Annotated in this window: 16 protein-coding genes; 5 read left to right on the top strand and 11 right to left on the bottom strand. The window is 67.7% G+C overall.

What is annotated here, in order from left to right:
* Positions 1 to 65 precede the first annotated feature (65 nt).
* On the bottom strand, positions 66 to 512 hold the full coding sequence (locus NM203_RS17445) for a hypothetical protein (protein WP_255061307.1): 447 nt from the start codon (positions 510 to 512) through the stop codon (positions 66 to 68).
* A 26-nt stretch (positions 513 to 538) separates the two neighbouring features.
* On the bottom strand, positions 539 to 727 hold the full coding sequence (locus NM203_RS17440; protein ID WP_255061306.1) for a hypothetical protein: 189 nt from the start codon (positions 725 to 727) through the stop codon (positions 539 to 541).
* A 123-nt stretch (positions 728 to 850) separates the two neighbouring features.
* On the opposite strand from NM203_RS17440, the gene NM203_RS17435 reads away from it, so the two are divergent.
* The gene (locus NM203_RS17435) at positions 851 to 1,528 is read left to right on the top strand and encodes an HxlR-like winged helix-turn-helix transcriptional regulator (RefSeq protein WP_255061305.1); all 678 of its coding nucleotides are present in this window, start codon (positions 851 to 853) and stop codon (positions 1,526 to 1,528) included.
* An 82-nt stretch (positions 1,529 to 1,610) separates the two neighbouring features.
* Positions 1,611 to 2,033, top strand: a complete 423-nt coding sequence (locus tag NM203_RS17430) for a nitroreductase family deazaflavin-dependent oxidoreductase (RefSeq protein WP_255061304.1) — start codon at positions 1,611 to 1,613, stop codon at positions 2,031 to 2,033.
* On the opposite strand, the gene NM203_RS17425 is transcribed toward NM203_RS17430, so the two are convergent.
* Positions 2,030 to 2,491, bottom strand: a complete 462-nt coding sequence (locus NM203_RS17425; RefSeq protein ID WP_255061303.1) for a DUF5994 family protein — start codon at positions 2,489 to 2,491, stop codon at positions 2,030 to 2,032. The genes NM203_RS17430 and NM203_RS17425 overlap by 4 nt on opposite strands.
* 277 nt (positions 2,492 to 2,768) lie before the next feature.
* Between NM203_RS17425 and NM203_RS17420 the strand changes: the two genes are divergently transcribed.
* Positions 2,769 to 3,851: a glycosyltransferase gene (locus tag NM203_RS17420; RefSeq protein WP_255061302.1), complete on the top strand. Its 1,083-nt coding sequence runs from the start codon at positions 2,769 to 2,771 to the stop codon at positions 3,849 to 3,851.
* Positions 3,852 to 3,857: 6 nt separating this feature from the next.
* Here the strand turns inward: NM203_RS17420 and NM203_RS17415 are convergent, their stop codons facing one another.
* From NM203_RS17415 to NM203_RS17405, 3 genes are all read right to left on the bottom strand, one after another.
* Positions 3,858 to 4,286: a hypothetical protein gene (locus NM203_RS17415; RefSeq protein ID WP_255061301.1), complete on the bottom strand. Its 429-nt coding sequence runs from the start codon at positions 4,284 to 4,286 to the stop codon at positions 3,858 to 3,860.
* The gene (locus NM203_RS17410; RefSeq protein ID WP_255061300.1) at positions 4,283 to 5,326 is read right to left on the bottom strand and encodes a TFIIB-type zinc ribbon-containing protein; all 1,044 of its coding nucleotides are present in this window, start codon (positions 5,324 to 5,326) and stop codon (positions 4,283 to 4,285) included. Before NM203_RS17410 ends, NM203_RS17415 begins: the two co-directional genes overlap by 4 nt.
* Before the next feature lie 113 nt (positions 5,327 to 5,439).
* On the bottom strand, positions 5,440 to 6,630 hold the full coding sequence (locus NM203_RS17405) for an SPFH domain-containing protein (protein ID WP_255061299.1): 1,191 nt from the start codon (positions 6,628 to 6,630) through the stop codon (positions 5,440 to 5,442).
* A gap of 179 nt (positions 6,631 to 6,809) precedes the next feature.
* Between NM203_RS17405 and NM203_RS17400 the strand changes: the two genes are divergently transcribed.
* On the top strand, positions 6,810 to 8,075 hold the full coding sequence (locus tag NM203_RS17400) for a KasA/KasB family beta-ketoacyl-ACP synthase (RefSeq protein ID WP_255061298.1): 1,266 nt from the start codon (positions 6,810 to 6,812) through the stop codon (positions 8,073 to 8,075).
* Here NM203_RS17400 and NM203_RS17395 read toward each other — a convergent pair.
* The 4 genes from NM203_RS17395 to NM203_RS17380 form a co-directional block, all read right to left on the bottom strand.
* A complete protein-coding gene (locus NM203_RS17395; RefSeq protein WP_255061707.1) occupies positions 8,065 to 8,919 on the bottom strand; it encodes a cyclopropane mycolic acid synthase family methyltransferase in 855 nt (284 codons plus the stop codon). The two genes, NM203_RS17400 and NM203_RS17395, sit on opposite strands and share 11 nt — an antisense overlap.
* 126 nt (positions 8,920 to 9,045) lie before the next feature.
* Positions 9,046 to 9,954, bottom strand: coding sequence for a cyclopropane mycolic acid synthase family methyltransferase (locus NM203_RS17390; RefSeq protein WP_255061297.1), 909 nt, complete (start codon positions 9,952 to 9,954; stop codon positions 9,046 to 9,048).
* Between the two features lie 45 nt (positions 9,955 to 9,999).
* A complete protein-coding gene (locus NM203_RS17385; RefSeq protein ID WP_255061296.1) occupies positions 10,000 to 10,710 on the bottom strand; it encodes a M15 family metallopeptidase in 711 nt (236 codons plus the stop codon).
* Between the two features lie 43 nt (positions 10,711 to 10,753).
* The gene (locus NM203_RS17380; protein WP_255061295.1) at positions 10,754 to 11,251 is read right to left on the bottom strand and encodes a T3SS (YopN, CesT) and YbjN peptide-binding chaperone 1; all 498 of its coding nucleotides are present in this window, start codon (positions 11,249 to 11,251) and stop codon (positions 10,754 to 10,756) included.
* A gap of 150 nt (positions 11,252 to 11,401) precedes the next feature.
* Between NM203_RS17380 and NM203_RS17375 the strand changes: the two genes are divergently transcribed.
* Entirely contained in the window at positions 11,402 to 13,054 is a 1,653-nt protein-coding gene (locus tag NM203_RS17375; RefSeq protein ID WP_255061294.1) for a nuclease-related domain-containing DEAD/DEAH box helicase, read from the top strand.
* A gap of 33 nt (positions 13,055 to 13,087) precedes the next feature.
* On the opposite strand, the gene NM203_RS17370 is transcribed toward NM203_RS17375, so the two are convergent.
* A complete protein-coding gene (locus NM203_RS17370; RefSeq protein ID WP_255061292.1) occupies positions 13,088 to 14,092 on the bottom strand; it encodes a YihY/virulence factor BrkB family protein in 1,005 nt (334 codons plus the stop codon).
* Positions 14,093 to 14,190: the final 98 nt, after the last annotated feature.

The following is a 14,190-nucleotide window of genomic DNA, read 5'->3' as shown; positions in this document are numbered from 1 at the left end:
GCTCGCGGATTCGGCCGAAGTCAGGGGTTGAAGTCAGCGGGAATCTAAGGGGACACCCACCCGGCTCACGTCCAGCCCTCTTGTCTGACCAGAACGCCGTCGCCACCGCCCTGGTCGTCGAAGCTGTAGTGCACCCTGCCCGGCTCGAGCGTCAGCGTCAGGTCGATGGGCGTGATGCAGTGCTCGGTGCCGACGGTGATGGTCTCGACGATCGAGAGCACCTGGCCGCTCAGGTCGGCGTCACCGAGCGTGCCCGCGCACTGGAGTTCCGCGTAGTCGGTGGTGCCGACGACCGTGCCGTCCTCGTACTCGAGGGCGAGGACGACGTTGTACTGCGCGCCCGCCTGGGTGATGGGCCCGGTCCACGCGCCGAGCCAGGCTTCGACGTCTGCGCGCTCGATCTCGACGGAGGGGTTCGTCGCGGGCGCAGGTGCGCCCTCGACAGCCGATGAGCACTGGGTCAGCACGGCCACGGCGACGACCGCGGCGGCGATCGGCAGTACGCGCTTCACGCCATGAAACATAAGCCTTCTGGGAGCTAGAGGCGGTACATCTCGCGGCGCATCGCCGCGCTTTCGATGACCCGCTCGCGACGCGGCGGATAGTGCCGCTTCATGGGTTCCACGGTCGGCGCCTCGACGTGCGCGACGCGCGGTCGGGACAGGTCGGTGAGATGGCGGAGCAGTGCGGTCAGTCGGCGGGGTCCGCCGATGGAGATCAGGGCCATGGGGTCCTCCTGGATAGAGAAGATTTAGAAGTGCACTTCGGAAAAGTAACATAAGATTTAGAAGTACGCACTTGTTAGTGAAGTCGACGTCAAGTTTGTGGAGCGAGGTTTACGATGAGCGGCATGTCGCGACGGAACTACGGCCAGTTCTGCGGTCTGGCGCACGCCCTGGACGTCGTCGGTGAGCGCTGGTCGCTGCTGATCGTTCGGGAACTGGGCACCGGCCCGAAGCGGTACAACCAGCTCGCCGACGCACTCGGCGGCATCGGCACCAGCCTGTTGGCGAGCCGGATGCGGCAGCTGGAGGCCGACGGTGTCGTGGCTCGCAAGCTGCTCCTCGATCAACCGAGTTCTGCGGTCGGCTACGAACTCACCGACGCCGGACGCGAATTGGCCAGGGCGATGGTGCCGTTGGCCGTGTGGGGTGCGCGTCATCAGATGGCCGACGCCGATTGCGCAACCGAGGCGTTCCGTGCCGAATGGGCGCTGAACTTCCTGATCGTCGACAGCGAGGCGCCGGTGTCGGACGTCGACGCCGTCTACGAGTTCCACATCGACGACAGCACGGCCCACCTTCGCGTGCGCAACGGTCGCATGACGGCCCGCGGCGGTGCGGCGCCGGACGGGGCCGAGGCCACCATCCGGACCACCCGCGAGGTGGTGTCGGCCATCGTCGGGCAGCGCACGACAGTCGCGGAGGCGATCGCCGACGGCCGGATCGAGGCCGACGGGGATCCGGACGAGGTGTCGCGGCTGGCGACGATCGTCGACGGGCGCATCCGGAGCCGGCTCTTCTCCTGACGCGGGCCCGCACCGGAGTTTGCCGGCACGGCACGGACGATCGACGGTGCCGGACCCCGAACCCCTGTGCCACGATGGCGGGATGGCTGACGACATGGATTCCGAGCGGGACTTCAACGCGCAGAACATCGCGGAGTTCCGCGCCAACGACGGCAAGGTCGGCGGGCAGTTCGAGGGCTTCCCGTTGCTCATCCTGACGTCCACCGGCGCCAAGAGCGGCACGCAGCGGGAGAACCTCATCGGCTACTTCGACATCGACGGCAAGGTCTACGTCGTCGGTTCGGCGGCTGGCCGGGACGCCAGCCCCGGTTGGGTGTTCAACCTGCGCTCCCAGCCCGCCGTTCAGGTCGAGATCGGGGCGGATCCGAAACGCGACGTCGTCGCCCGCGAACTTCCGCGCGACGAACGCGACCTCGTCTACGCGCAGATCGTGGAGCGCGCGCCCGGCTTCGGGGAGTACGAGAAGCGGACCGACCGGGTGATCCCGGTCTTCGAGTTGGCCTAGTTCCTCCAGCGCACGCACTGCGCCTGCGCCGACCGCACGATGTCGTCGGCCGCGCGGTAGGCGTCGCTCTCGAGGTGCCGATCGTCGACCGGCAGTCCGGCGGCGTGCCGCATCACCAGCACCGCGAGCGGCGACGTGGTGCGGTGCGGCACGACGATGAGCTTCACCGCGGCGTCGCTGCCCATCACCTTCATCACGCGCTGCGGTCGGGTGCGCAGGCCCGGCATGGCGGACACCCCACGCCTGGTCAGCAGGTCGAGGTCGGGCTCGCCGTCGACCGAGGACCAGCTGACCTGAATGTCGACCACCTGGCCCAGCCGGTCGCGCAGCACCTCGGCGAGTCCGGGAAGCTCGGTGGCGATCGACGCGGACCGCGGCCACCACGCTCCGCAGAGGTCGTCGCCGAGAACGGGTGCCAGAATCAAGCGGACCGGAGTGGCGCTTCGTCGTTCAATCACCGTTCGATTCCCATCGTTTCGAGCCAGGCCCGCGTCGACAGACGAAACGGTGTCCTTCGGACCATACAGGGCGGTCGGGACGGGTTCGGCTGCTACAACGTTCGCTGCAGGGCGTAAGGTGGACACATCGGCGGTTCCCCGCACGCGACCGAATTCGGCTCGCGTCATCGCCGATTCGCTTATCGAGCCCTTCGGACGGCTCAGACGGGACCATCCCCATGGCACCGAAGGAATACGGTCTCAACCCCTGCCGCAAGGCATCGACGCGGGGCGGGCAGTGAGCGCGTTTCTGAAGCCGATTGCGATGCCGATCACCCACACGCCCGTGCGGATAGCGATGCTCGCTACCCCGGCACCGGAATCCGCTGCCCTCCAACGGTTCGGGTCCGGACTCCGTCAGGCGCTGAACACCTACGGTGCCGACGTCACCCTCGTCGACGTCGGCGAGGTGGCGCGCCTGAGCGACGGTGACGCCGCGATCCTCCACCACGACTTCCACTTTCACCCCGACGCCGACAAGGTGGTGGACATCCTCGGCGAGGTGTCGGTGCCGTCGATCGTCATCCTGCACACCGTGCCGAAACATCCTACGGCGCAACAGCGTTCGACGATCGAGGCGATCGCCGACGCCGCGAGCCACGTCGTCGTCCTCTCCAGGTCCGCCGCGGGCCAACTGCGCGACGGCTACACCGTGAGCAGCTCCGCCGTGACGACGCTCCCGTTCGGCACGCGGGTGTCCCGCGCCCCGCAACTGAAGCGCCCGAGCCGGCCGACCATCCTCACCTGGGGTTGGCTGGGCCCCGGCGCAGGCATCGAACGGGTCATCGACGCGATGGAGGCGCTGAGGGGCCTTCCCGGCCGGCCTCGCTACGTCATCGCCGGGCCGACCCATCCCGGCGTCCTCGCCGCCGAGGGCGAGGCGTACCGCGAGTCGCTCGTCGAGAGGATCGCGCAGCGCGGCGTCGCCGATTGCGTGACGATCGACGGCGGCGACTACGAGGCCACGCTGACCACCCTATTCCAGCAGGCCTCGGTGATCGCGCTGCCCTACGACTCCACCGACCTCACCGCCGCGCCGGTGCTCGCCGAGGCGATCGCACGGGGTAGGCCCGTCGTCGCGACGGCCTTCCCGCACGCCATCGAACTCCTCGGCACCGGTGCCGGAAGCGTCGTCGTCCACGACGACGCGGACGGCTTCGCGCTGGCCCTGCGAAAGGTTCTCACACAGCCCCGGCTCTCCGGCTCGATGGCGGCCGAAGCCCGCCAGATGGCGCCGGAGATGGACTGGAGCGTGGTGGCCGTCGGATACGTGGGTCTGGTGCGCGATCTACTCGCGCAGCGCCGCATGGTGCGGTGGTAGCGGGGCTTACGCCAGCCCCGGATCCACGGCCAGCGTCCCGACCTCCGCCTCGGCGTCGGCGACCTCGGGCTCCAGCCCGTCGACCGCTTCACGCCTAGCGGGTTCCGGCGCGACCGCGAACGAGATCAGCCTCCGGTCGAGTTCCTGAATCTTGTGCTGGACGGCCACCTGTCGTTCGATGGCGGTGGCGTCGCCCAAGGGCAGCGCCGCCACGGTCTGCGCCAGCCCGATCAGCCGCCGGTGCATCTTCGCCTCCGGGGTGTGCTGGCCCGCCCACTCCAGCGGCGCGCCCGTCGGCATGCCCGGCAGCGCCTCGGTGCCGACGGCCAACTGGCCCCTCGACCGCCTCGCCAGCGCGACCGCGAACAGTGCGCCGCTCGCCACGACGGCCACCACCAGGAGTACTACGAGCCAGGCGAATACGCCCACCGTCAACCGCCCTTCATCGCCATGTAGGCCACCACCACGAGCAGGATCACCAGCACCGCAGCGGTCACCGCGGCGGCGATCTTCACCGTGCTGTACGGCCTGCGGCCCTGCACCTCGCCGGTGAAACCGTTGATACACACCTGAAACGGCGTGCCGTTGTAGATCACCGTCAGCAGCCAGATCGGCAGCAGCACGTGCTTGAACGTCATGTTGAACCACTGCGTCTGCACGGAGTGCACCCGCTGCTCATCGCCGCCGATGTCGCTGCGCACCGTCGATGCGATGGTGCCCTCCATCGAGCTCTTCGCGATCTCGAAGCTCTGCTCGACGGTCCTGTCGTAGGTGCGCGACAGGTGCCCGGCGATGTACTCCGCGGAGAACGGCTTCGCGTACTCCGTCGGCCACGGCTCGAGGTTGTGCACCTTCTGCTCGTCGAGGCCCGTGTTGGCCAACACCGGCAGATCGTCGAAGGTGTTGTTCACCCGCCCGCTGACGTACGTCCAGTCGGTGCGGGTCTCCGTGCGCCGGTTGTCACCCTCGCCGACCGTCACCGTGTAGTGCCTGCCGCGCTCACCGGTGTAGTCGGTGACGGCCTGCGCGTCGTAGGTGAAGTAGGCGACGTAGATGCTGGAGAGCGCGCCCTTGTCGTTGTACTTCTTGAACTCGGTCGGCGCGAACCAGCGGCCGTTGATCCACTTGTCCACCACGCCACGCGCGTTCGGTTCGTCGAGCCGGAACGGCAGCACCGCGTCGACCGGCAGCCGGTCGGGGGCGTCGTGCACGTCGTCGCGCTGAATCGGCGTCGCGCAGTACGGGCACCGCACCGCGGTCAGCGTTCCGGTGAACGTGGTGTGTCCACCGCAGTTCTGGCAGACGATCTCCTTCTGCGCGGCCTGCCCGGAGAAACGCGCCATCGAGCTCGACTGCTGGTTCCACGCCGACCGCAGATCGTGTTCGACGACGCGGCGGCCGGCGTCCTCGACGATCGGCTGAATGTTGCCGCAGTTAGGACATTTCAGCTGCTGCGTGGCGATGTCGAAGTTCAACTGACCGCCGCACTGGTGACACGGGTAGGTCCGCGTCCGCTCCGTGGGTTGCAGCGACGCGCGCTGCGGCGGTAGCGGAGGCGGTGGCCCCGGAGGAGGGGGCGGCCCCTGCGTCACGCCGGCGGGCCGGGAGACGGCGGCGGGGCGGGCGGACCCGGAGGCCGCGGCGGCAGCGGCGGTGGCCCCGGCGGCGGCCCGAACAGCTGCGCCAGCACGGGAACCGACTGTGCGACAACCCAGTTCGGCATTCCCGAGGACCACACGTTCGTATGCGGCGTCACCTGGCCCGCCGCGACGTACGGACGCACCTGGTCGATGGTCAACGGCCCGACGGCCTGCCCGTTGATCTCGGCGTGGAAGGTCTGCTGCGGCGGCAGCGGTGGGGGTGCGTGGCCCTGCTGCGGTGGCCCGTACCCCTGCTGGCCGCCGGCCATCATGTGGCCCATCTGCTGGCCGAGCGCCATGCCCATGCCCGCGCCCATCATCGTGCCCGCACCGCCGCCGGGGTTCTTGGCGGCTTCGACCATCGCCTCGGCGGCCGCACCCTGCTGCAGCCGGTCCATCGGGCCGACGTTGTCCAGGTAGCGCGCCTGCTCCACGCCGCGGGCCACGCCGCGCGTCATCGCCTGCGTGATCTCCTCGGGCAGCGTGATGTTCATCGTCATGCTGTCGACCTTGAGACCGAACTCGTTGTCGACGCGCTCCTGGACGAAGTCGCGCAGTTTGTCGCTCAGCTCGACCTGACGGCCCTGCAGATCGATCGCGCCGAGCCCACTGGCCATGATCATGTCGGAGAACGCCAGCGTGATGACGCGGCGCAGCAGTTCGGCGATCTCCTCGGTGTTCACCGACGAGTCGGTGCCGATGACCTCGCGCAGGAAGACCTCAGGATCGGCGATCCGCAGGACGCACAGCCCGTTCGCGCGGACCTGCACCATGGTGAAGTCGGGGTCGCGCACGGTGACCGGCGACGGCGTACCCCAACGAAGGTCGGTGACCGGGCGGGTGTTGATGAAGTACACCTCGCTGCGGAACGGGCTCTTGAACCCGTGCGGCCAGCCCTGCAGCGTCGACAGGATGGGCAGGTTCTCGGTGACCAGTTGGTAGTGCCCCGGCCCGAACTTATCGGCGATCTGGCCGCGGTACACGAACACGGCCTGCTGCCCCTCGCGGACGATCAGCTCGGCGCCGTTCTTGATCTCGTTCTCGTAGCGGGGGTAGCGCCAGGCGAGGGTGTTGCGAGTGTCGTCGAACCACTCGATGATGTCGACCAGTTCACCCTTGAGCTTGGCGATGATGCCCATGAACCCGCAGTGTAGTGGGGTCGCGAGGCCGGTGAGTCGGCAGTTGATGGAGTTCGCCGATTAGGTGCAGCGTGGGCAGATCGACGTATGCTCCGCTATCAGCGGCTACCGGTGCGCGTGTGATTAACCCGTGCGTAAACGCCGCATAGATCATGATCGAAAGGGCTATACAGCGAATCATGGCAACGCCGAGAACCGGAGACGGACTCACCGACGTCGTCGTCACCGCGATCGCATCGACCACCTCCATCGCGCCCGACGCCGACGAGACCTGGCGCGCCCTGCTCGACGGCGGCAGCGGCATCCGCACCCTGGAACCGCCGTATGTCGACGAGTTCAACCTGCCCGTTCGCATCGGCGGTCAGGTCCGCGAGGATTTCGACACGCGCCTCAACCGCGTCGAGCTGCGTCGGCTGTCGTACCTGCAGAAGGTCGGTCTGGTCCTGAGCCGTCGGCTCTGGGACTCGGCCGGGCTCGGCGAGGACGTCGACACCACCAGGCTGATGGTGTCGATCGGCACCGCGCTGGGCACCACCGAGGAAGCCGTCGCCGCGTACGCCGGCTTCGTCTCCAAGGGCATGCGGGCCGTCTCCCCGCTCGCCGTGCAGATGTTCATGCCCAATGCGCCCGCCGCTGCGATCGGGCTGGAACGTAAAGCGAAGGCGGGCATCATCACTCCGCTGACCGCAGCGTCATCCGGCGCGACCGCGATCGCCGAGGCGTGGCGTCACCTGGCGCTCGGCGAGGCGGACATCGCGCTATGCGGCGGTATCGACGGCGCCATCACCGCGGCGCCCATCGCCGCGTTCTACCAACTCGGTCTGCTGTCGACCAACAACGACGACCCCGCCGGCGCGGCCCGTCCGTTCGACAGGGACCGCGACGGCTTGGTGTTCAGCGAGGGCGGCGCGCTGCTGGTGCTCGAGTCCGAGGAACACGCCACCGCGCGCAACGCGCCGGTTCTCGCCCGGCTGATGGGGTCCGGCATGACCTCGGACAGCTTCGACGTCGCCGAACCCGACCCGAGCGGCGAAGCCGCCGCCGACGCCATCAGCAGGGCGATTGAACTCGCCGGGCTGGAACCGGCCGACATCGACCTCGTCATCGCCGACGCCGCAGGCACCGTGAAGGGCGACCTCGCCGAGGCGACGGCACTGCACCTCGCGCTCGGGGACAACCGGCCCGCGGTGTACGCGCCGAAGGGCGCGCTGGGGCACTCCTGGGGAGCGGCGGGCGCCGTGGACGCGGTGCTGGCGGTGCAGGCGCTGCGGGATCAGGTGGTGCCCGCGACGCGGAATCTCGAGCACCTCGACCCCGCGATCGATCTCGACGTGGTGGCGGGTGCTCCCCGGCCGGGCACGTACCGCTACGCGCTGACCGACAGCTTCGGGTTCAGCGGCAACAACGCGGCCCTGGTGTTCGGCGCGCCCCGAATCAGCTCTTGACGAGGGTGAACTGCCCCAGCTGGCTGATGCCGCGCCGGAAGAAGTCGCTGCACCCGGTCAGGTACTTCATGTAGCGCTCGTAGACCTCCTCCGACGTCGCCGCGACGGCCGCGTCGTGGTTGGCCTCGAGGGCTTCGGCCCAGGTGTCCAGCGTGCGGACGTAGTGCTCGTCGAGCAGCTGCGTGCGCTCCGTCGTCAAGCCGGCCTGGGCGGACAGCCCGGTGATGTCGTCGTCGCAGGGGATCGACCCGCCGGGGAAGATCTCCTTGGCGATGAAGCGCATGAACCGCAGGTCGGTCATCACGATCGGGATGCCCATCTCGGGCCAGCGCTTCAGCGGATGCCCGAGGATCGCCTGAATCACCATGCGGCCACCCTCGGGCAGCAGGCTGGCGCACGACTTGAAGAACGGCGCGTAGCGCTCCTGCGGAAACGCTTCGATGGCCTCGATGCTGATGATCCGGTCGACGGGCTCGTGAAACTCCTCCCACCCGTGCAGCAGCACCCGCCGCGAGCGTTCGGTGTCCAAGCCGTCGAGCAACTTCTGCGCGAACGCATGCTGGTTGCGGCTCAAGGTCAGTCCGATGACGTTGACGTCGTACTTCTCCACGGCCCGCCGCATCACCGAACCCCAACCGCACCCGATGTCGAGCAACGTCATTCCCGGCTGCAGTTCCAACTTGCCCAGTGCCAGATCGATTTTCGCGAGCTGCGCCTCGGCGAGCGTCATGTCGTCGCGCTCGTAGTACGCGCAGCTGTAGGTGCGAGAGGGGTCCTGGAAGAGGCCGAAGAAGTCATCCGACAGGTCGTAATGCGCCTGCACCTCTGCGAAGTGCGGCTCCATGTCCGTTGTCGGCTCGTTCTCGACCACTGCGCTCACGACCATCTCCACTCGGAATAGACCCCGATTGGAATCTACTCGTACCGCCTACTCGTGTTCCTCATTGTCCATTGCAACACGCCGATCGAATCAGCGCTTCTCACAAGTAAATTGAGCGACGTCGGTGTAGCCTTCGCGGAACAGGTCGGCGCACCCGGTCAGGTACTTCAGGAACCTCTCGTAGATTTCCTCGGAGGTGATCTCGATGGCCTCGTCCTTCTTCGCCTCGAGGTTCGCTGCCCACGTATCGAGCGTCTTCACGTAGTGCGGCTGCAGGTGCTGCTCCTGCGTGATGGTCCAGCCCGCCTTGACCGCGTGCTCCTTCACCATCGACCCCAGCGGCAAACGGCCGCCGGGGTAGATCTCGTCCATGATGAACTTGATGAACCGCACCCGCGACATCGTCAGCGGAAGCTTCTTGGCCTTGATCTCGTCGTCCTCCGGAATGATGATGGTGTGCAGCATCATCACGCCGTCATCCGGTAGCCAGCTCGATGTCTTCTTGAAGTAGTCGTCGTACTTGTTGAACCCGAAGTGCTCGAACGCGCCGATCGAGACGATGCGGTCCACCTGCCCGTCGAAATCCTCCCACGGCTGCAGCCGGACCTCCATGCTGCGGCTGGTGTCGATGTTCGGGAACCGGTTGTCCTCGATGTGCTGCTTCTGGTTCTCCGACAGCGTCAGGCCGATGACGTTGACGTCGTACTTCTCGACCGCGCGTGCGATGGTCGAACCCCAGCCGCAGCCGATGTCGAGCAGTGTCATCCCCGGCTGCAGACCGAGCTTGCCCAGCGACAGGTCGACCTTCGCGAGCTGCGCCTGCTCGAGCGTGTAGTCGTCCTTCTCGAAGTACGCACAACTGTAGGTCTGGCTGGGGTCCTGCCAGAGCTTGAAGAAGTCGTTCGAGATGTCGTAGTGGAACTGGACTTCCTTCTTGTCCGACCCACGGGTCTCGGACGCGGACTTGGAGAGCCACTTGGACTCGGCTTTCGATGACATCGTTCGGACGATACCCGTAGCTGCCGCGCACTAATCGTCCGTTCGTCACGGACGCTCGAAGTGTTGATAATCCAGCGGGTTGGTCCAGTTCCCGCCCCAGGCCCACCCGCGATCGGTGAACACGCGGACCGCGGGATCGCCCGCATGCAGCATGCCCGGCAAAGACCGGCTGCGGTCGACGAACTCCCCGGCGTTGGCGGGCTGGGCGGGCTCGCCGCGCGGGACGAACGGGTTCAGCTTCGGATTGACGTCGATCGCCCGGCCGTACGCGTGCCACGACCAGCTCGTGCTGCCGGGGATGCCGCGGCAGTTGAACGCCGACGTGTTGTTGTCGCGCATCGACAGCTCGTCGTCGGCGTCGGGATAGGCCGTGACCGCCTGCATCCGTTCGATGGGAAAACGTTGGCGCTCGAGTTCGGCGAAGATCGCGACGACCTCGTCGGCCAGCTCCCGGTGCACGATCAACTCGCCGCGACGGGTCCGCCCGTCGAACCCGATGTAGTCCAGGTCGACGCGGCGCAGCTCCTCGGGTGGCGTCGGGCAGCCGGGTCGCCAGGACGGCCCGAGCTCCTCAACAGTGACCGGGTGGATGCGGCTCGGCGGGGCGACGGTCGTGGTCGGGGTGACGGTCGTCGTGGTCGTCGTCGTGGTCGTCGTGGTCGTCGTCGTCGTTGTCGACGGCGGCGGTGGTGGTGCGTCAGGCGCGGCGCACTGCGCCAGGACCAGGGTGGCGGCGGCCAGCGCCGCAGCGGTCATGCGGGCCCGTCGGGACATACCCCACGGTAAGCGTCGGGTTGGGTCAGGCGTCGACGCTGCCGAAGCGGCTTTGCAGCCGACAACCGAACTGCTCCGCCGCCCGGCCGACGATCTCGATGGCCAGCATCAGGTCGTGCGGCGACAGCGTGTCGACGACCTCGAGGTCAACCGACGTGACGATCCGGCGCCCGGCGGTGTCGATCACGGTCTTCGCCAGCGGCGTGTGCGCGTTGATGGCGTTGACCGCCTCGTAGAGCTCGGGCGTCAGCGCGGCATCCTCGAGCAGCAGCGTCGACACGGTGACGAACTGTTCATCGCCATCGCCGTATCGGACATGAACAACGTTGTCGCCCAACGGAACCGGAATTCCTCCGGTCTCGTCACGGGCGATGAACGCCAGTCCGAGCCGGTGTCGCAGCGTGAGCTCCAGCCACCGCCCGAGATCGCGGCAGCCCTCGGCGTCCTCGACATCGAAGTCGATCGTGTCCGGGATGCGCTCCAGCAACTCATCCAACTGTGCGCGTTCAGTGTGTATGGACATTCGGATTCCCCCATCCGTGTCGAACCGCTCACCTGCGAACCCCCCCGGTTCCCGAGCTGGGTACATCAAACCACGCGGCGGTGTGGAGCGCCCGAATTGTGAGACGGCGTCGATACCATCGGACACGTCGCAGTGAGGGAGGCCGTCGACGTGACCATTTCGCCCGAGGAGACTCCGCGTCTCGCCAATGACGCGGAGCGCGCCGTGTATCAGGCGCTCATCGAGCAGTTGAAGCCCAACGACGGCGTCATCGCCGGCCAGCGGGTGACCGATCACCTGAAGGACCACGAGCTCGACTTCGTCGTCGCGATCGAGGGCGCCGGGATCGTCTGCGTCGAGGTCAAGGGCGGGCTGGTGTGGCACGACGGCGCCAACTGGCTACAGCGCAAGGGCGGCCGCGATCAGGAGATCCACCCGGTGCGTCAGGTCCGGCAGGCCTGCTACGCGCTGCGGAAGTTCATCGAGGACGACGAACGCTGGACGCAGAACCGGCTGCGCTGGGATCACGTCGTCGTCTTCCCCAACGCGGAGATCGGGCAGGACTTCGCGCTGCCGGAGTGCCCGCGCTGGAAGGTCGTCGACCGCGACGACCTCCCGACACTCGTCGAGAAGCTGCGCGCTGTGCTGCTCGACCAGGAGCAGGACCGCCCACTGCTGACGCTGGAGGGTATCGAGCAGTTGTCGACGGCGTTGTCCGGCAGGGGTTTACCTCAGCGGTCCGTACTGGCTCGCGCGCTGGCCAACGAGGATGCGGCCGACGCGCTGACCGAGCATCAGGCGGTGATCCTCGACGCCATCCGGCTGCTGCACCGCGTCGAGGTCCGCGGCGGCGCGGGCAGCGGCAAGACGTTCCTCGCGATGGAGCAGGCCCGCAGGCTCGCGCAGCGCGGTGAGCGGGTGGCGCTGGTGTGCTACTCGCACGGGTTGGCGTCGTTCCTGGAGCGCGTCTCGGCGACGTGGCCGTGGAAGCAGCGGCCCGCCTACGTCGGCGAGTTCCACGACCTCGGCAAGAAGTGGGGCGCGGCCGAGGGCCCCGACGAGTCGCTGCGCAACGACGACACCGTGAAGTGGTGGGAACAGGACCTGCCGCTGCAGATGGCGCAACTGGCACGGGAACTGGAGCCGGGCCATCGCTTCGATTCGATCGTGGTCGACGAGGCGCAGGACTTCGCCGACGCGTGGTGGGATCCGCTGCTCGCCGCGCTCAAGGACGACGAGACGGGCGGCATCTACGTCTTCAGCGACGAGGGGCAGCGCGTGTTCGATCGGCACGGGTCGCCGCCGGTGCCGCTCGTCCCGCTGATCCTCGATCACAACCTGCGCAATACCCGGCAGATCGCTAACGCGTTCCAGCCGCTCGTCGACCACCCGATGCGCTTCCTCGGCGGAGAGGGACCAGCCGTCACGTTCGTGCCGTGCTCGCGGGACGAGGCGATGGGCGTGGGCGATGATCAGGTCGACGAGTTACTCGAATCCGGTTGGCGCCCAGAGGACGTCGCGCTGCTGACGACGGGGAGCAGGCATCCCGAGCAGATCGAGCGGCAGCGTGCGGGCCACCGGGAGTACTGGGACAGCTTCTGGGACGCCGCCCAGGTGTTCTACGGCCACGTGCTCGGGTTCAAGGGCCTCGAACGCCGCGCCGTCGTGCTGGTGGTCAACGACGAGAGCAAGTTCGAGCGGTCCCGCGAGCGGCTCTACGTCGGATTGTCGCGTGCGCGTGACCAACTCGTCGTGTGCGGCGACCCGGACTTCATCCGCGACGTCGGTGGGCCGGAGTTGGCGAGCCGGCTCAACATCACCTAGGCGTGTTGTCCCGCGAGCAGACGCAAAGTCCCCTCATTTGGCGGGATTCAGGGGCTTTTGCGTCTGCTCGGCGGAGTCGCCCGGCTCGTCGAAGGTGACGTCGACGTTCTGGAAGTCCTTGTTGCGCTGCGCTTCCGCCTGCGCCGTGTAGGCCCGTCGGTCGCCGGGGGTGAGGTCCACGCTGTCGGTGAACAGCGTCAACACCGCGCGGGGATAGAGCTTGTCGACGCGCACGACGTTCACCTCGGCGCACAGCACCACGACGATCGCGGTGGCGTAGAACAGTGCGAGCATGCCGAGGATCAGCGCGAAGACGGCGTTCGTCGCGCTCGCCGAGGTCATCACGTGGCCGATGAACGTGCCGCCGAACGACTGGATCAGCTGCCAGCCGACGGCGGCTGCGACGGCGCCTGGCGCGATCTCGGCGAGGGTGAGCTTGCGTGTGGTCGACACGTGAAACGCGAAGAGGAACGCCAGCGTGTTGACCGCGACGGTGCCGACGGGAACGGCGATTCGCGCGATCGGGCCGGTGATTCCGATGAGGTCGCCGATCTTGGGGAGGACGGCGGCGGCTAGCAGTGCGGTGCCGACGGTGGCCAGGATCAGCAGGCCGCGCGCCCTCGCCGCGAAGGGGTTGGGGCGCTCGTTGCGTGGCACCCCCCATGCGACGTTCATCGCGTTCTGCAGCGCGACCGCGATGCCGAGGCCGCCGTACAGCGCGCCGAGGACACCGATGAGGATGCCGACGACGCCGCCGCTGAGGTGCGTCGGCTGGTTGAGTTGGTCGCCGATGACGGGGAACTGGCTCAGCGCCGAATCGATCACGCGCTGCTGGAGGTCGGGATCGCCGTCGAGGACCCAACTGAGCACCGTCGACCCCAGGAGCAGCAGCGGGAACGTCGACACGAACGCGTAGTAGGCGATGAGCGCGGCGAGATACCCGCCCTGGTCGTCGACGAACTTGTAGATGACGGCCACCGGAAAGCCCAGCCACGGATGGCGGTCCTGCAGGGCGTCGATCCGGTCGGCTATACCCACCGTGGCCGGTTACCCGTTCGGCGCGGCCGTTAACTCCGCCGGATTCGGGGTAGTCCTCAGCCGCTCGGCGGAAAGAACCGCCGACACCGAACCCTTGG

The sequence above is a fragment of the Mycolicibacterium arenosum genome, assembly GCF_024320865.1.
Classification (GTDB): Bacteria; Actinomycetota; Actinomycetes; order Mycobacteriales; family Mycobacteriaceae; genus Mycobacterium; species Mycobacterium arenosum.
This window is presented reverse-complemented; position numbering and strand designations above follow the sequence as displayed.